A 17,011-nucleotide genomic window follows, 5' to 3' on the forward strand; every position below is an offset into this window, starting at 1 on the left:
TGTCTCCCCAGTTTCGTTTCGAGACTGGTTAGCAGGCACTGGCGATGTGTCGAGTGGCTTAGCTCAGGCCGCCGACGGAAACTTCCATGAACTGGGGCCGGGATTCGTCGCGCTTGCCCTCGGTCGGGCCGGCAGTACCCGGCTTCGCTGGCAGGCCAGCGGCCGCGATGGTGTAGCGTGAAACGCGGTGACGGGTGCACAGGCCCCCGGCGCCGTCGCTGACGAGCGGGGTTTCGAATTCGACGCCGAACTCGCTGCCCTTGACGCGCATGACGGTGCACACCGCAAGCTGGCCTTCGCCCATGTCGAGGACGAGCTGCACGCCCGGTTCCAGCCCGACGATGCCCTCGAGCCCTGCGCCATTGCGCGAGAGGTCGCGCATCACCGCGTTGTAGTAATAATCCTCGTGGATCGCGCCCACTCGGCGGAAGACCGAGCGGCGGTCGGGGCGATAAACATCGGGGCCGTCCGGCTCGATCTTGAATTCGCCCGAAGCAAGCCGGCGGTCGATTTCCTCGACCGGCAGCGGCTTGGAATAGATGAAGCCCTGGACGAGCTTGGCGCCCTTTTCCTTGACCACTTCGAGCTGGTCGAACGCTTCGACGCCTTCGACCGTCGTTTCCATGTTGAGCGCGTTCGACAGGCCGACGATGGCGGCGATGATCTTGGCGCTGTTCTTGTCCTTCTGGGTACAGCTGTCGACGAAGCTCTTGTCGACCTTGATCTTGTCGAACGGAGCGGCGCGCAGGTAGCTGAGCGAGGAATAGCCTGTACCGAAATCGTCGAGCGCGAGCCGCACGCCGAGGTCCTTCAGGTTCTTGAAGGTGCGCTCGGTCTCGTCGCTATCGCCGACGAAGATGCTTTCCGTCAGTTCGAGTTCGAGGCGGTCCGGCTCGATCCCCGAATGGGCGAGCACGTTGGCGACCACGTTCGGGAAGCCCGGATTGGCGAACTGGACTGCCGAGACGTTGACTGCAACGCGCACGCTTTTCGGCCAATTGAGTGCCGCTTCGCATGCGGTGCGCAGCGCCCATTCGCCGAGGTTGTTAATGAGATCGCTGTCTTCCGCGACCGGGATGAACTGTCCGGGACTGATGAAGCCGCGGTCGGGATGCTCCCAGCGCATCAGTGCTTCGAGGCACACGACATTGCCGGTCTTGACCGAAACGACCGGCTGGTAATGCAGCAGGAGCTGGCCTTCCTCGAGAGCGATGCGCAGGTCGTCCAGCATCAGCTGGCGCACTTCTTCCTCGTCCTTGAGGTCGGAGGAATAGAAACGGTACTGGCCGCGCCCGCCATTCTTTGCGGCGTAGAGCGCAAGGTCGGCGCTGCGGGTCAGGTTCTCGCGCGTGTCGCCGTCGAACGGGGCGATCGCGACACCGACCGAGGTGCCGATGATGGCGCGCTTGCCCTCGTCGAGCGAATAGGGCTGCGACAGGATCTGGATGATCTTCTGCGCAAGTTCGCCCAGCGCGCCGCGGTCGTCCTGGTCGGGGACCATGACCTGGAATTCATCGCCGCCGAGACGTGCGACGGTGCCCTGTTTGCCGACGATGTTGGTCAGGCGCTCGGCAACCTGCTGGAGAAGCTCGTCACCGGCTTGGTGGCCCAGCGTGTCGTTGACGCGCTTGAACTTGTCGAGGTCGAGCATCAGCAGCGCACAGCTGCGGCCCGAGCTCTTGTAGGCGGCGAGCGTGCCGTCGAGTTGCTTGTTGATCGTATGGCGATTGGCAAGGCCGGTCAGCGAGTCGAATTCGGCAAGCCGCGAATCCGCCAGCTTGCGCTCGTATTCGCGGGTCACATCGACTGCGCTGCCGCGATATCCTTCGAAATTGCCGGATGCGTCCTGGACCGGATAGCCGGTGATCGACCACCAGACCTGCCGCACGTCCTGCTTGCTCTTGCCGAGCGCGAAACGCACGACCTGCTCGCGGATTTTCTTGTGGCCCTTGACCTGGAACTTGAGCGGGCGGACGCCCTGCTGGTCGGGGTTTTCCTCGTCGACCTCGAACACGTCTTCGATCGGATGGCCGAGCAAAGCGCCGACCTCCTGGTCGAGCGACGCGGCTGCCCGTTCGGACAGGTAGCACAGCTTGCCGTCGCTGTCGGTTGCCCAGACCCAGCCGATGCCCGCTTCCTCGAACTGGTCGAGCACGCGCGAACGCAGATCAGCGCTCACGCCAGCGGACGCGCCGCTACGGCCCGAAATATTCTTGAGGAAACCTGACATCGCCATACGGGATGCCTAGGTGCTCCATGGTTACTATTTCGCTAAAATCGGGGCTCTATTCGCCCTTGCGGAAATACGGTTTGTCGCCTGCAATCGTGACACGCTCCATCGCCCGGCGCTCGGGGAAATAGTCGCTTGCCGCGAGATGCTGGCATGCACGGTTGTCCCAGAAGGCGACCGAGCCCGCTTTCCAGCGAAAACGGCACTGGATTTCGGGATCGGCGGCGGTCGCATAGAGATGGGCGAGCAGCCAACGGCTCTCCTTGTCGCTCAACCCTTCGATATGGCTGGTAAAACCAGTGTTTACGTAGATCGTCGGCTTGCCGGTTTCGGGGTGGGTGCGAATGACCGGATGGCGCATCGGCGGGTATTTCTCGTGCAGTTCCTCCGGTGCCTTGCCGAGACGGCGCGCGAAAACCCGCGCGATGTCGTGAACGGCGGTAAGTCCTTCGCAGAACTCACGCATTTTCGGACTCAGCCGCTCGTAAGCGAGGTTCATGTTGGCAAACAGCGTGTCGCCGCCGACCTCAGGCACTTCGCGCGCAAGGAGGATCGACCCGAGCGACGGGCATTCGCGCCAGGTGACATCGGAATGCCAGTTGTTTTCCTGCCCCTTGCTCTTGGGCCCGTGCACGATGCGCAGGACTTCGGGGTTCGGCTGGTCTGCCGGTGTCGCCGGGTGGATTTCGAGCTCGCCGAAATGCCGCGCGAAGGCGATGTGCTGTTCCTGCGTCAGGTCCTGATCGCGGAAGAAGATTACCCCGTGCCTGAGCAATGCAGCACGGATTTCCGGAATGCAATTGGCGGTGTCCTTGGCACCGAGATCGATGCCGTGGATTTCCGCGCCGATCGCAGGCGTCATCGGACGAATGTCGAGCGAGCCGGTGTCGAGCTCCGGCGCGTCGGTCGGTTTGGCAAGTGTTGCCATGATCCTCTCCCTCCCGTTTTCGGGTTGGAGCGGAGTGTGCGCGCTTACGCCGCCTTGCGCAACTGCAGTTCGAGGCGGTCCCAGATTTCGACCAGAGCGGTGGTCAGGTCGTCCATCATAGCTTCGGTGTGTGCCGGGCCCGGGGTGAAGCGCAGACGCTCGGTGCCGCGGGGCACGGTCGGGAAGTTGATCGGCTGCACATAGGCGCCGTACTCGGCGAGCAGGATGTCGCTGATCTTCTTCGCGCGAACCGGATCGCCGACCATCAGCGGCACAATATGCGTCTCGCTATTCATGACCGGAAGGCCGGCCTCGGCGAACTTCGCCTTGAGCAGGGCGGCATTGCGCTGCTGTGCATCGCGTTCCTCGCTCGAGGCCTTGAGGTGGCGCACCGCGGCCAGCACGCCCGCAACGAGAGCGGGGCTGAGCGACGTCGTGAAGATGAAGCCCGGGGCATAGCTGCGGATGCAGTCGACGATCTTGGCATCGGCGGCGATGTAGCCGCCCATGACGCCGAATGCCTTGCCGAGCGTGCCTTCGATGATGTCGATCCGGTGCGCAGCCTCGTCACGCTCCGAAATGCCGCCGCCATGTTCGCCGTACATGCCCACCGCGTGGACTTCGTCGATGTAGGTCAGGGCGTTGTATTTTTCCGCGAGGTCGCAGATCGAGTGGATCGGGGCGACGTCGCCGTCCATCGAATAGACGCTCTCGAAGGCGATCAGCTTGGGCGTTGCTTCGTCTTCGGCTGCCAGCAGCTCTTCGAGGTGTTCGAGGTCGTTGTGGCGGAAGACGCGCTTTTCGCAGCCGGAATTGCGGATGCCGGCGATCATGCTGGCGTGGTTCAGCTCGTCGGAGAAGATGATGCAGCCCGGCAGCAGCTTGGCCATGGTCGAAAGCGTCGCGTCGTTGGAGACGTAGCCGCTGGTGAACAGCAGCGCGCTTTCCTTGCCGTGGAGGTCGGCCAGCTCGCGCTCGAGCTGGATGTGGTAGTGCGTGTTGCCGCCGATGTTGCGGGTGCCGCCCGAACCGGCGCCGACGTCGTGCAGCGCTTCTTCCATCGCGCCGATGACCTTCGGGTGCTGGCCCATTGCGAGATAGTCGTTCGAGCACCATACAGTGATCGGCTTAGGGCCGTTATGGCCGTGGAAGCAGCGTGCGTTGGGGAATGCGCCCTTGTTTCGAAGGATGTCGATGAAGACGCGGTAACGTCCCTCGGCATGCAGCCGGTCGATCGCCTGGTCGAAGACTTGGTCGTAATTCATCGTATTCCTACGCGTAGCGCCGCCCCGTCCGCGGCCTGTCCGTGAGGGCCGATTTAGTGGGAAACGCCCGATTTTGCCACCGCGATCTTTGCGAGCGATTCGCAAGTATCAGAAGCGTTCGAGACGCTCGATTCCGTAGGATTTCAGCGCGGGTGCAAGCGGTTGGAACTCTTCCAGCGGACCGGTCGTGACGGCCATGTCCGGCACGCTGCGCGCAAACTCCTGTCCTTCGACGAGATGCGCGATCCGGCGCGCGATTCCTGCCGAACCGTCGACCAGCGTAACGCCGGGGCCAAATTCCTCCGCCAATTCCTCGGCGAGCAGCGGGAAGTGCGTGCAGGCGAGGACGACTGTGTCGATCCTGTCGCCATCCGGCATCGACCTGAGCGCGCCAACCGCGCGCCTGATCGCCTCGCGATCGACCGGCTCGCCGCGCAGCTTGGCTTCCGCAGGGGCGACGAGTTCCGCAGCGCCGTGGCGAAGCAAGCGGTGGCCGTTGCCGAACTCGGCCTCGAGGCGGTCGACATAGGCCTGCCGGATCGTCGCCTGCGTGCCGAGCAGCCCGACTACACCGGTCCTGGTCATGGCAGCAGCAGGCTTAATCGCCGGGACCGTGCCGACGATCGGGATTTCGAGCACCTCGCGCACCATGCCGAGAGCGATAGTGCTGGCGGTGTTGCAGGCGATGCAGGCGAGGCGCGGGCGATAGCGTTCGCTCATCCGACCGAGCAGCCCGGCGACGCGCGCGGCGACCTCAGCCTCGGTCTTCTCGCCATAGGGCAGGCCCGCCTGGTCCGCGGCGAAGATGACCGGCGCTTCCGGCAGCAGCTTGCGCAACTCGCCAAGCACCGTCAGCCCGCCGACGCCGGTATCGAAGATCAGGATCGGAGAAGAGGCGGAATGGTCCAATTTCGTCCCGTTTTGCGCAGCAAGGGCATGTCGCCGCTTTGTCTTTTGCCAAGCGCCTATTAGAACCACCGCGTTTCGACAAGCACTTGGACTGGCGATAGGGGCGCAGATGGGAACCGAGTTTACGATCAACGTGCTGTGGGCGGCGCTGCTGGGCTACGGCTTCGGCTCGATCCCCTTCGGCCTGCTGCTGACGCGAATCGCCGGGCTGGGCGATGTGCGCAAGATCGGCAGCGGCAATATCGGCGCGACCAACGTCCTGCGCACCGGTAACAAGGGACTGGCGGCCGCGACGCTGCTGCTCGATCTCGCCAAGGGGTTCGTGCCCGTCTGGCTCGCCGCGCAGTGGTTCTGGCAGGACATGGGGTGGACGGCGCTGTTCGCGGTCATAGGCCATTGCTTCCCGGTCTGGCTCGGCTTCAAGGGCGGGAAGGGTGTTGCGACCAATGCGGGCGTCGCCTTCGGCCTCGCCTGGCCGTTGGGGCTGATTTATGCGGGCGTCTGGATCGGCATGCTGGCTATCACGCGCATCAGTTCGGTTGCCGGGATGAGCGCGGTCGTCGGTGCGGCCGTGGGTGCATTCGCGCTCGGCTTTGCAACTCCGGCGAAGGTGCTGGCGCTGGTCGCGATCCTGATCATCTGGCTCCACCGCGAGAACATCAAACGCCTGATTGCCGGGACCGAACCGAAGGTCGGCAGCAAGTCGTGAGCGAGGGGACAGGGTCGCAAACCGGCCTCTCGCAGGCCGAAGCCTTCGCGCGCATCCGCTTGCTGCGCTCGCCCAATATCGGGCCGGTAACCTACTTCCACCTGCTCCAGCGTTTCGGCGATGCGCAGGCCGCGCTGGAGGCCCTGCCGGATCTCGGGAAACGGGGCGGCAGGCAATATTCCGCTGCAAAGGTCGACCGGATCGAGCGCGAGGTCGATGCGGCGCGCAAGGCTGGCGCGAAGTATCTGTTTCACGATTCCCCGACCTATCCGGAACTCCTGCGCGAGATCGAGAGCGCACCGCCCATCCTGACCTGGCGGGGCGACTTCTCGCTCGCGCAGCAACCCTGTGTCGCGATGGTCGGCGCGCGAAATGCCTCGGCGGCCTCGGTCAAGCTGGCGCGCGAACTGGCTTCGGGGCTTTCGCAAGAAGGCTTCACGGTCGTCTCGGGCCTGGCGCGCGGGATCGACGGTGCGGCGCATGAAGGAGCGATGCCGCACACGATCGGCGTCATCGCGAGCGGGATCGACATCGCCTATCCGCCGCAGCACGCCGATTTGCAGGAGCGGATTGCGAACGAGGGGCTGTTGCTCGCCGAACAGCCGCCCGGCACCGAGCCACGCGGGAGCCACTTTCCGAGCCGCAATCGCATCATCGCGGGGCTCGCGGCCGGAACGCTGGTGGTCGAAGCCGCGCCAAAGTCGGGTTCGCTTATCACCGCACGGCTTGCTGGCGAGTCCGGGCGCGAGGTTATGGCAATACCCGGCAGCCCCCTCGATCCGCGCTCGCAGGGGTGCAACCAGCTCATTCGCGACGGGGCGGTGCTCGTCCAGTCGGCCGACGAGATCGCGGAACTCCTTCGCGGCTTCGACGGCTCGGCGCGAAGCAGCCTGCGCGAAGCCGCCTTTCCCGAATACGACTACGAAATCGACGAAGGCGCAGATGAACCGGCGGAAATCGTCGACCTGCTCACCACTGCTCCGGTCGCGGTCGACGAGATCATCCGCCAGTCGGGCGCAAGCGCAGGCTCTGTGCAAATGGCGCTGTTGGAGCTTGAAATATCCGGTGAATTGCACAGACATGCCGGTGGACGTGTCAGTATTGCACGAGGGGGTCGCATATGAATTCGGAAATGTCTGCCGGCGGGAAGGTCGAGATGATCTTCGACGAAGCCAAGCGTATCGGGCTGACCAGCCTGCCGTTCGCCATCGCCTATATCGCGCTGCTTGCCGGGGGTTCGACGCTGGTCGATGCCATGGCGTGGAACACGGGCGGCGATCTGCTGATCAACATCGCCTCGCTGATCCTCAGCTACATGCTCGTCAAATTCATGATCGAGAAGTCCGGCATCGCGCCCGATGGATTGCTGAACGGCTTCGGGACCTATTTCGGGATCGCCCTTCTTTCGGGCTTCGGCACGGTGCTCGGCATCCTGCTGCTCGTCATTCCGGGCCTTATCCTGATGATCCGCTGGTCGGCCGCCTATGGCTACGGCCTTGCCGGAGGGCACGGCGCGACCGAGGCTCTCGGCGAATCCTGGCGTGCGACCGAAGGCCACTGGTTGTCCGTCGGGATGGCGCTTCTGGTGCCGTTCACCGCTTTCGTGATCGGCCTTGGCGTCTACTTCCTGTCGATCGACGAGTTCGGCGTCGTCAACGTGCCCCTCTCGGGCCTCGGCAACGCGATGATGTCGCTCGGCACGGTGCTTTCGACGGCTATCGGGCTTGCCGTGTATTCGCTTACGGCGAGCCCGGTCGAAGAGATGGTCGACGTCTTCGAATAAGCGCATCGCTCATTTCAGCGCTTGACGCACCGCGCGGGCGGACCCCACTTTCGCGCGTACGTACACGTATACGCGTAAGGGACTGCTTCTACTTCCATGCAACTCGTCATCGTTGAATCGCCGGCCAAGGCGAAGACCATCGAGAAATATCTCGGCAAGGACTTCAAGGTTCTCGCAAGCTACGGCCATGTCCGCGACCTGCCGCCCAAGGACGGCAGCGTGCGTCCGGACGAGGACTTCGCGATGGATTGGGAACTCTACCGGGACAAGCAGAAGCGCTTCAAGGAAATCAGCGACGCGGCGAAGGATGCCGACCGCCTGGTCCTCGCGACCGACCCCGACCGTGAAGGCGAGGCGATCAGCTGGCACGTTCGCGAGCTGCTGCAGAAGCGCAAGGCGCTGCCGACCAAGGTCGACCGCGTCACCTTCAACGCGATCACCAAGAATGCCGTGACCGAGGCGATGGGCAAGCCGCGCGAGCTCGACCAGGACCTAATCGACGCCTATCTCGCCCGCCGCGCGCTCGACTACCTGTTCGGCTTCACGCTTTCGCCCGTGCTGTGGCGCAAGCTGCCCGGCGCGAAGAGCGCAGGCCGCGTCCAGTCGGTCGCGCTGCGTCTTATTTGCGAGCGCGAGCACGAGATCGAGATCTTCAAGCCCGACGAATACTGGAGCATCGTCGCCAAGCTTGAGCAGGACGGCACCGAATTCGATGCGCGCCTCGTCAAGTTCGACGGCAAGAAGCTCGACAAGCTGACGCTCGGCAACGAGGGCAGCGCGCTCGCCGCCAAGGCAGTCGTCGAGAACGGACGCTTCACGGTCGAGGATATCGAGACCAAGCCGCTCAAGCGCAATCCGGCACCTCCGTTCACCACCTCGACCCTGCAACAGGAAGCAGCCCGCAAGCTCGGTTTCTCGGCGAGCCATACGATGCGCCTCGCGCAGTCGCTCTACGAGGCGGGGGCGATCACCTACATGCGTACCGACGGGGTGCAGATGGACGGCAGTGCAATTGCCGCCGTGCGCGATGCGATCGGGGATCGCTACGACAAGTCCTACCTGCCCGAAAAGCCGCGGTTCTATTCGACCAAGGCGAAGAACGCGCAGGAGGCCCACGAGGCGATCCGGCCGACCAATTTCTCGCGCGATGCGGCAGGCAGCGGCGACGAGGCGAAGCTCTATTCGCTGATCTTCAAGCGCGCCATGGCGAGCCAGATGGCCGCAGCCCAGCTCGAACGCACGACTGTCACCCTGCGCGACGGGACCGGCCAGAACGAACTTCGTGCGACCGGCCAGGTCGTGAAGTTCCCCGGCTTCTTCGCGGTCTACCAAGAAGGGATCGACGACAAGGAAGACGATGACGACGGCCTGCTGCCGATCATCAACAAGGGCGATTGCCCGGCCAAGAAGTCGGTCGATGCGAACCAGCACTTCACCCAGCCGCCGCCGCGCTATTCCGAGGCGAGCCTCGTCAAGAAGCTGGAGGAACTCGGCATCGGGCGTCCCTCGACCTATGCCTCGACCATCCAGACGCTGCGCGACCGCGACTATGTGCGGATGGAGAAAAACCGTTTCTTCGCAGAGGAATCGGGCCGTCTCCTGACAGCGTTTCTCGAGCGCTTCTTCCCGACCTACGTCGCCTACGACTTCACCGCAGGCATGGAAGACGAGCTCGACGAGGTCTCGGGCGGGCGCGAGGAGTGGAAGGCGCTGCTCAGCCAGTTCTGGAAGGACTTCAAGCCCAAGGCCGACGAGGTCATGGAGAAGATGCCGTCCGAGGTCACCGAGGTGCTCGACGAATATCTCTCCGACTTCCTCTTCCCGCCGCGTGCCGATGGCAAGGACCCGCGCCATTGCCCGCTGTGCGAGACCGAGGGCCGCGAAGGCGGCCGCCTGGCGCTACGCGGTGGCCGCTACGGCGCGTTCGTCGCCTGCGCCAACTACCCCGAGTGCAAGTTCACCCGCCGCTTCGCCCAGCCGGGCGCGGATGGCGGCTCGGGCGAAGACGACGGCGTCATGGGCAAGCACCCCGAGACCGGCCTCGACATCGAGCGGAAGTCGGGACGCTTCGGTCCCTACGTCCAGATGGGCGAGGGCAAGGAAGCCAAGCGCGCGAGCATCCCCAAGGACCTCGACGATTTCGATCTCGAATGGGCGATCAAGCTGCTCGACCTGCCGCGCATCGTCGGTGCGCATCCGGAAACCGGCAAGGAAATCGAAGCGGCGATCGGTCGCTACGGTCCCTATCTCCGCCACGACGGCAAATATGCGAAGCTGTCGAATACGCGCGAAGTGTTCGAGGTCGGCATGAACGCAGCCGTGACGATGCTTGCCGAGGCAGCCAATCGCAAGGGCGGCGGGCGCGGCAAGGCAGAGCCGATCAAGACGCTCGGTGCGCACCCCACCAGCGGCGGCGAAATCAAGGTGATGCCGGGCCGCTATGGACCGTACGTCACAGACGGCACGACCAACGCGACGATCCCGAAGGACGTGAAGCCCGAGGACGTGACCGAGGCTCAGGCCATCGAGCTTATCGATGCCCGCGCCGCGAAGGGACCGGCGAAAAAGAAGCGCAAGGCCCCGGCCAAGAAGAAGGCCGCGCCGAAGAAAAAGGCTGCGGCGAAGAAATAGGCGTTCGAGGGAGCCGGCGATTACCGCACCCAATCCAGCCCGATTTCCTCGAACAGTTCCTTGCTCTCGGCCCAGTTCTCCTCGACCTTCACATGGAGGAAGAGGTGGACTTTCACGCCGAGAATTTCGCTCAATTCCTTGCGTGCAGCTTCGCCGATTGCCTTGATCCGCTGGCCGCCCTTGCCGAGCACGATGGGGCGCTGGCTTTCGCGGGCGATGACGATCTGCTGGTGGATCTCGAGACTGCCGTCGGGGCGGTGCTGGTATAGCTCGGGCCGGACAGCGCTGTCGTAGGGCAGTTCCTCGTGCAGCTGCTGGTAAAGCTGTTCGCGGGTGATCTCGGTGGCGAGCAGGCGTTCGGAGGCATCGCTCACCTGGTCTTCGGGATAGTGCCATACGCCGTCGGGCATCATCCCAGCCAGCGCTTCCTTCATTTCCGGCACGCCATCGCCGGTGAGGGCGGAGACGAAGAACACTTCGGCGAAATCGACCTTGGAAGTCAGTTCCTGCGCCAGTTCGAGCAGCGGCTCTTTCTTCGCGCGGTCGACCTTGTTGAGGACGAGGATCTTGCGCTCCGGGCGGTCCTTCAGGCTTTCGATCAGCGGCTCGAGTTCATGCCGGCGCTGCTTGATCGGGTCGACCAGCAGGAGCACTGCGTCGGCGGCTTCCGCACCTTCCCATGCCGCGCTCACCATCGCGCGGTCGAGGCGGCGCTTGGGTGCGAAGATGCCGGGCGTGTCGACGAGGATCATCTGGACGTTGTCGTGCAGCGCGATGCCGAGCATCCGCGCACGCGTCGTCTGCGCCTTGGCGCTGGTGATCGCGACCTTCTGGCCGACGAGCTGGTTGACCAAGGTGGACTTGCCCGCGTTGGGCGCGCCCAGCACGGCGACTACGCCGCATTTCGGGTTTTCGATCTCGCTCACCCGTACTGCTCCATGAATTTGCGGGCCGCTTCGGTTTCGGCCTCCTGCTTGCTGTTTGCGGTCGCTTCGGTCTCTCCGACCTTGTGGACGCTCACGCGGACGGTAAAGCGCGCCTTGTGGTCGGGGCCGGAGCGCTCGACGAGTTCGTATTTCGGCGGGCGTCGCTGGTTGCCGGCGGCCCATTCCTGCAATGCGCTCTTGGGATGCTTCTTTTCGCCCGAGGCCGCATCGAGCGCATCGGCCCACAGCCGCAGGATGACTTCGCGCGTCGCATCGAAGCCGCTTTCGAGAAAGCTCGCACCGAGCAGTGCTTCCATGATGTCGCCAAGGACGTTTTCGCTGTTCGCCGCGCCATCGTCGCGCGCCTGCTTGCCGAGGCGGATATGCTCGCTCGCGCCCATCGAACGGGCGACCTTGGCGCAAGATCCCTTGCTGACGAGCGCATTGAGACGCAGCGCCAGCTTGCCTTCCGCGCCGTTCGAATTGCGATAGAGCCATTCCGCCACCGCGAGGCCGAGCACGCGGTCGCCGAGGAATTCGAGCCGCTGGTAGTCGATCGCCTCGTCGGTACTGCCGTGGGTCAGCGCCTCGTGCCACAGCGCTTCGTCGCGAACAGCGAAGCCTTGCGCTTCGAGCCATTCGCGAGCCTTGGTTGCCAGTTCGCTCACAGTCCGGTCCCGAGCCTCGAGCCCCTCAAGGCGGTGAACCACGTCCACGGCAGCAGCCATTCGGCGCTACCGTCGGTCGACCACATGATGACTTCCGCGCGTCCGACCAGCAGTTCCTGGTCGACCAGCCCGACCCCGCCACCGGGCGCGGCGACGAAGCGGCTGTCCTGAGAGTTGTCGCGGTTGTCGCCCATGAGGAACAGCTTGCCTTCGGGCACAGTAATCGGCTCGAAATCGTCCTGGATGGTCGCTCCGAAATCGAGCACTTCGTAGGAGCGCCCGCCGGGAAGGGTTTCGCGGTACCGCTCGTAGCGGCAGGCCTGGTCGCCATCGACCGTCGTCAGCTCGGCCATGACGTGGCACTGGGTGTTGGGCGAAAGTTCGATGATGAAATCGTCGATCCGCTCCTTGTTCACCGGCTCGCCATTGAGGATCACCTGGCCTTCGCGCATGCCGATTTGGTCGCCCGGCAGGCCGATGACACGCTTGATGTAATCGGTCTTGTCGATCGGGTGCTTGAAGATGACGACATCGCCGCGCTCGGGCGTACCTGCAAGTATGCGCCCCGGGACCAGCGGAGCGTTCAGCGGCAGCGAGTACTTGGTGTAGCCATAGGGCCATTTCGAGGCGAGCAGGTAGTCGCCGTTCATCAGGCCCGGCAACATGCTTTCGCTCGGAATGTTGAACGGCGAGAAGAAGAAGCTGCGGAAGATCACCACGATCAGGGCGAGCTTGAGCAGGAAGACGGCGAAGCTGTCCTCCTTCTTCTCGCCCTTCTTGCCGGCTTTCGCTTCAGTCCCGCTATCGGCCGTCTTTTCGGCGGTCGCCTCGCTCATCGGCGGGCCTCGGAGCGGAATTCGTATCCGCGCTGGTCAAAGGTCTTTGCAATCATCGCGCGCTTCCCTACTCGCCGGAGCGCCAGAGGGAAAAGGATTTTTGCATGCCTGTTGCCGCCGCCCAGTGGAAAGCGATTGCCGATCACGCCGAGCGCAGCCTGACCGAATTGTTCGAGGATGGGGGCCGGCTCGACCTGCTCTCGACGCGTCTCGAATGGGGCGAGGGCGAAACGGCCGGCGGTATCCGGTTCGACTGGTCGAAGACGCATCTCGACGAAGGCTTGCTGGCGAATTTCGAAGCGCTGGCGGATGCGAGCGATTTCGCCGCCAAGCGCGAGCAACTGCTCACTGGCGCGAAGATCAATGTGACCGAGGGCCGCGCTGCAGAACACACCGCACAGCGCGGCGTGGGTGCCGAAGCTTCGGTCGAGGAAGCGGCTGCGCTGCACCTGCGGATGAAGATGCTGGTCGAGGCGATCCACGAAGGCGCGCTCGGCGAGGTGAACCACCTGATCCACATCGGCATCGGCGGCAGCGCGCTCGGCCCGGCCATGGCGGTCGATGCGTTGACCCGCGATCTCGAACTGGTCGACGTCCATGTCGTCTCGAATATCGACGGGCTCGCGCTGGAGCAGGCGTTTGCAGCCTGTGACCCGGCGACCACGCTGGTCGCGGTCGCATCGAAAACTTTCACCACCATCGAGACGATGACCAACGCGGCAAGCGCGCTCAAATGGCTCGCCGACAATGGCGTCACCGACCCTTCGGGCCGCGTCGTCGCGCTTACCGCGAACCCGGAAGCCGCGGTCGAATGGGGCGTGGATGAAACGCGCATCCTGCCGTTCCCGGAAAGCGTTGGCGGGCGTTATTCGCTGTGGTCGAGCATCGGCTTTCCCGTCGCCATCGCGGCCGGTTGGGACGAGTTCGAGGCTATGCTGGCCGGCGGGCAGGTTATGGACGAGCATTTCCGCACCGCCGAGGGACGCGCGAACCTGCCGCTACGCGCGGCCTTTGCCGACCAGTATTACACCCGCGTCCGCGGCTGCCAGACCCGCGCGGTGTTCGCTTATGACGAGCGGCTCGCGTTGCTGCCGGACTATCTCCAGCAACTGGAGATGGAATCGAACGGCAAGCGCGTGACAGCCTCAGGCGAGCCGGTCGATGCACCCACCGCTCCGATCACCTGGGGCGGGGTGGGGACGGATGCGCAGCATGCGGTGTTTCAGCTGCTGCACCAGGGTACGCACCTGATCCCGGTCGACTTCATCGCCAGCATAGCGCCAGGCGACGAGCTCGATCCGGCGCATCACCGTATCCTGCTGACCAATTGCTTCGCTCAAGGGGCAGCCCTGATGGCGGGCGGCAATATGGCGGCAGACGGCAAGGACCCGGCGCGCGCATTCCCCGGCAACCGGCCGAGCGCGACCATGCTGTGCGACGACCTCGATGCAGCGACGCTCGGGGCGCTGATCGCGTTCCACGAGCATCGTACCTTTGCCAATGCCGTGCTGATGGGCATCAATCCGTTCGACCAGTTCGGCGTCGAACTCGGCAAGAAAATGGCCAACGATATCGAGGGCGGCAGCGAAAGCTTCGATGCCAGCACCGAAGCGCTGCTCGCTGCGGCCGGATTGTCGGGCGACTAAATCGCGCCGATCTTTTCCAGCTTGGCCTGCATGCTGGCCTTGTCGAACGGCTTGACGATCCACTCGGTCGCACCGGCATCGATGCCCTTGTGAATGTCTATCGCGTCCGTGTTGGTCGTGCAGAACATGACCTTGGGCAACTTGTCACCGACCAGTTCGCGAAGCGCTTTCAGCGTCTCGATCCCGCTCATGTTCGGCATGTTCCAGTCGAGCGTGATGAGGTCGGGCAGGCCGTTCGCCTTGACGCGGGCGAGTGCTTCGGTGCCGTCTTCCGCTTCCGTCACCTGGTAGCCGAACCCTTCGAGGATTTCGCGCGAGAGGCGGCGGACCATGCGGCTGTCGTCGACGATCAGCGCGCGGCGCTGGCGCGGCGCGACCGGTTCGGCGCGCGGCGCGGCGACCTGCTCGTTGATAGTCCCGACAGTGCGGGCACCCGAAGGGCGCGGGGCGTTCTGGCCTTGGCGTTTGATCAGATTTTGAATGGCACCACCTCCCGCTCGGGCGACTGAGCATCGTTTGCCGCATCGATCTCGCCTTCCGACGGGGTCATGCGGACATGGAGGTAAGGCACCCAGACATCGCCATAGTCGGCCTTCTGGTACCACACGTCGAGCACGTCGTAGGACGCCCAGAAGCCGTCAGGCTCGCGCAGGCGAATGCCTTCGCCGATCCGCGGCACGGCTGCAAAGCGGATGCGCTCCTGCGTCTGGCGGTTTTCGTTCTGGATTTCGACTTCAATCACGGCGCGACCGTCCTCCCGGTAGGCCTCCCGCTCTAGCGGCGAATCCTTGCCGAATTGCCAACATCCATTGACTTTTGCCGCCTTCGCGACCATCTGCCCCGCATCGAAGCGCCAGCCAGCGTGAAGCGGCGGCAAGAGACATTGCCAGCCCCGGCGCGCTTCGGACGATATTTCCCAAGACTTCCCTTTTCACGCGGGCGGTTCCAACCCCCGCGCCGCGCGCCCCGATCGGGCTGCGCGCCGCATATTTTGCGAGTACAAGACACATGTCATTCGACCAACTCGGACTGTCGCAGCCCGTTCTCCAGGCGCTCGAGCTCAAGGGCTACGATACGCCGACCCCGATTCAGGAACAGGCAATCCCGCTGGTGCGCGAAGGGCGCGACCTGCTCGGCATCGCCCAGACCGGGACCGGCAAGACCGCAGCCTTCATGCTTCCGAGCATCGATAACCTGCGCGAATCCGACAACCGCATCCCGTTCAAGTCCTGCCGCATGCTGGTGCTTGCGCCGACGCGCGAGCTGGCCGGGCAGATCGCCCAGTCGGCCAAGGACTATGGCGCTATGGCGGGCCTCAAGGTCCAGTCGATCGTCGGCGGCACCTCCGTCGGCAAGGATCGCAACAAGCTGCACCGCGGCTGCGACATCCTCGTCGCGACGCCGGGCCGCTTGCTCGACCTGATCGACCAGAAGGCGTTCAACCTCGGCAGCGTCGAGATCCTCGTCCTCGACGAGGCGGACCAGATGCTCGACCTCGGCTTCATCCACGCGCTGCGCCGCATTGCGCAGCTGGTCCCGCAGGAGCGCCAGACGCTGCTGTTCAGCGCGACCATGCCGAAGTCGATCCGCGACCTTGCGGGCAACTACCTCACGAACCCGGCGCAGGTTTCGGTCACTCCGGCGGCGACCACTGCCGAGCGGATCGAGCAGTACCTCCTCATGGTCCAGCAGGACGAGAAGCAGGCCCTGCTCGAGCTCGTCCTCTCGGGCCGTTACGAAGTGCCCGGCAAGATGGACCGCGTGCTGATCTTCGCCCGCACCAAGCATGGTGCCGACCGTATCGTGAAGAAGCTCTCGCAGCGCGGCATCGCGGCCAACGCGATCCACGGCAACAAGAGCCAGCCGCAGCGCCAGCGTGCGCTTGCCGAGTTCAAGTCGGCCAAGGTTCCGGTCCTCGTCGCGACCGATGTCGCTGCACGCGGGATCGACATTCCGGGTGTCAGCCACGTCATCAACTACGAGCTGCCGAATGTGCCCGAGCAATACGTCCACCGCATCGGCCGCACGGCCCGCGCGGGCAAGGACGGCGTTGCGATCGCATTCTGTGCCGAGGACGAGCGCGCCTATCTCAAGGACATCCGCAAGAACACCGATGCGGAATTCGAGCGCCTGCCGCTGCCGGAGAATTTCCGCGCAGTCGTCGAGGGCGTCGGTCCGACCAAGCCCGCTCCGCGCCAGCCGCAGAAGCGCGTGAACCCGAAACCCAAGGGCGGCGAGGGCGCTGCATCTTCGGGCAAGCCGAAGCGCAAGCACCCCAATCGTGCCGGCAAGCCGCGCAAGCCCGGGCCGGGCGGTCCGCGTCGTAAGCCCGGTGGTGGCCAGCGTCGCAACCGGCAGGCAGGCAACCGCTAAACGGCACGTGTAACCTCTTGGTCGCTCGCCGCGAAGGAACGCGCGAGCAAGGCGGGCATTGGCAAGGGAACCACCTTTCGCCATATCGCCCGCCAACCAAGGGGAAT

At 64.4% G+C, this 17,011-nt stretch carries 15 protein-coding genes; 6 read left to right on the forward strand and 9 right to left on the reverse strand.

All coding sequences use genetic code 11. The annotated features are described in order from the left end of the window. Nucleotides 1-58: 58 nt before the first annotated feature. From EO245_RS07675 to murI, 4 genes are all read right to left on the reverse strand, one after another. Nucleotides 59-2,179, reverse strand: a complete 2,121-nt coding sequence (locus tag EO245_RS07675; RefSeq protein WP_234026845.1) for an EAL domain-containing protein — start codon at nt 2,177-2,179, stop codon at nt 59-61. 106 nt (nt 2,180-2,285) lie between these two features. Continuing rightward, nucleotides 2,286-3,158 carry a TauD/TfdA family dioxygenase gene (locus EO245_RS07680; protein WP_128892371.1) on the reverse strand — a complete coding sequence of 291 codons (873 nt, stop codon included), beginning with the start codon at nt 3,156-3,158 and terminating at the stop codon, nt 2,286-2,288. A 44-nt stretch (nt 3,159-3,202) separates the two neighbouring features. Further along, nucleotides 3,203-4,423: a 5-aminolevulinate synthase gene (hemA, locus tag EO245_RS07685; RefSeq protein WP_128892372.1), complete on the reverse strand. Its 1,221-nt coding sequence runs from the start codon at nt 4,421-4,423 to the stop codon at nt 3,203-3,205. Between the two features lie 108 nt (nt 4,424-4,531). Continuing rightward, nucleotides 4,532-5,332 (reverse strand): glutamate racemase, encoded by an 801-nt coding sequence (murI, locus tag EO245_RS07690; RefSeq protein ID WP_234026846.1) that lies wholly within the window; start codon nt 5,330-5,332, stop codon nt 4,532-4,534. 109 nt (nt 5,333-5,441) lie between these two features. Here murI and plsY point away from each other — a divergent pair, with 109 nt between their 5' ends. The 4 genes from plsY to topA all read left to right on the forward strand — a co-directional run bounded on the left by plsY (nt 5,442) and on the right by topA (nt 10,455). Next, nucleotides 5,442-6,041 (forward strand): glycerol-3-phosphate 1-O-acyltransferase PlsY, encoded by a 600-nt coding sequence (gene plsY, locus EO245_RS07695; RefSeq protein WP_128892373.1) that lies wholly within the window; start codon nt 5,442-5,444, stop codon nt 6,039-6,041. Further along, nucleotides 6,038-7,165 (forward strand): DNA-processing protein DprA, encoded by a 1,128-nt coding sequence (gene dprA, locus EO245_RS07700; RefSeq protein WP_128892374.1) that lies wholly within the window; start codon nt 6,038-6,040, stop codon nt 7,163-7,165. The genes plsY and dprA overlap by 4 nt, the downstream gene beginning before the upstream one ends. Beyond that, entirely contained in the window at nt 7,162-7,824 is a 663-nt protein-coding gene (locus EO245_RS07705) for a hypothetical protein (protein ID WP_128892375.1), read from the forward strand. The genes dprA and EO245_RS07705 overlap by 4 nt, the downstream gene beginning before the upstream one ends. A 96-nt stretch (nt 7,825-7,920) precedes the next feature. After that, a complete protein-coding gene (gene topA / locus EO245_RS07710; protein WP_128892376.1) occupies nt 7,921-10,455 on the forward strand; it encodes a type I DNA topoisomerase in 2,535 nt (844 codons plus the stop codon). 20 nt (nt 10,456-10,475) lie between these two features. Here topA and era read toward each other — a convergent pair whose 3' ends face one another. From era to lepB, 3 genes are read right to left on the reverse strand one after another with little or no spacing between them, the layout of a single operon-like run. After that, nucleotides 10,476-11,381, reverse strand: a complete 906-nt coding sequence (gene era, locus EO245_RS07715; protein WP_128892377.1) for a GTPase Era — start codon at nt 11,379-11,381, stop codon at nt 10,476-10,478. Next, the gene (rnc, locus tag EO245_RS07720) at nt 11,378-12,049 is read right to left on the reverse strand and encodes a ribonuclease III (protein ID WP_234026847.1); all 672 of its coding nucleotides are present in this window, start codon (nt 12,047-12,049) and stop codon (nt 11,378-11,380) included. The genes era and rnc overlap by 4 nt, the downstream gene beginning before the upstream one ends. Further along, a complete protein-coding gene (gene lepB, locus EO245_RS07725) occupies nt 12,046-12,885 on the reverse strand; it encodes a signal peptidase I (RefSeq protein ID WP_128892379.1) in 840 nt (279 codons plus the stop codon). Before lepB ends, rnc begins: the two co-directional genes overlap by 4 nt. A 104-nt stretch (nt 12,886-12,989) precedes the next feature. On the opposite strand from lepB, the gene pgi reads away from it, so the two are divergent. Then, nucleotides 12,990-14,531 (forward strand): glucose-6-phosphate isomerase, encoded by a 1,542-nt coding sequence (gene pgi / locus EO245_RS07730; protein ID WP_128892380.1) that lies wholly within the window; start codon nt 12,990-12,992, stop codon nt 14,529-14,531. Here the strand turns inward: pgi and EO245_RS07735 are convergent. Then, nucleotides 14,528-14,944, reverse strand: coding sequence for a response regulator (locus EO245_RS07735; RefSeq protein WP_255416965.1), 417 nt, complete (start codon nt 14,942-14,944; stop codon nt 14,528-14,530). The genes pgi and EO245_RS07735 overlap by 4 nt on opposite strands. 56 nt (nt 14,945-15,000) lie before the next feature. Beyond that, nucleotides 15,001-15,273: a hypothetical protein gene (locus tag EO245_RS07740; protein WP_234026848.1), complete on the reverse strand. Its 273-nt coding sequence runs from the start codon at nt 15,271-15,273 to the stop codon at nt 15,001-15,003. A 266-nt stretch (nt 15,274-15,539) separates the two neighbouring features. Here EO245_RS07740 and EO245_RS07745 point away from each other — a divergent pair, with 266 nt between their 5' ends. Then, nucleotides 15,540-16,904 carry a DEAD/DEAH box helicase gene (locus EO245_RS07745; protein WP_128892382.1) on the forward strand — a complete coding sequence of 455 codons (1,365 nt, stop codon included), beginning with the start codon at nt 15,540-15,542 and terminating at the stop codon, nt 16,902-16,904. Nucleotides 16,905-17,011: the final 107 nt, after the last annotated feature.

This window comes from Erythrobacter sp. HKB08 (genome assembly GCF_004114695.1).
Classification (GTDB): Bacteria; Pseudomonadota; Alphaproteobacteria; order Sphingomonadales; family Sphingomonadaceae; genus Parerythrobacter_A.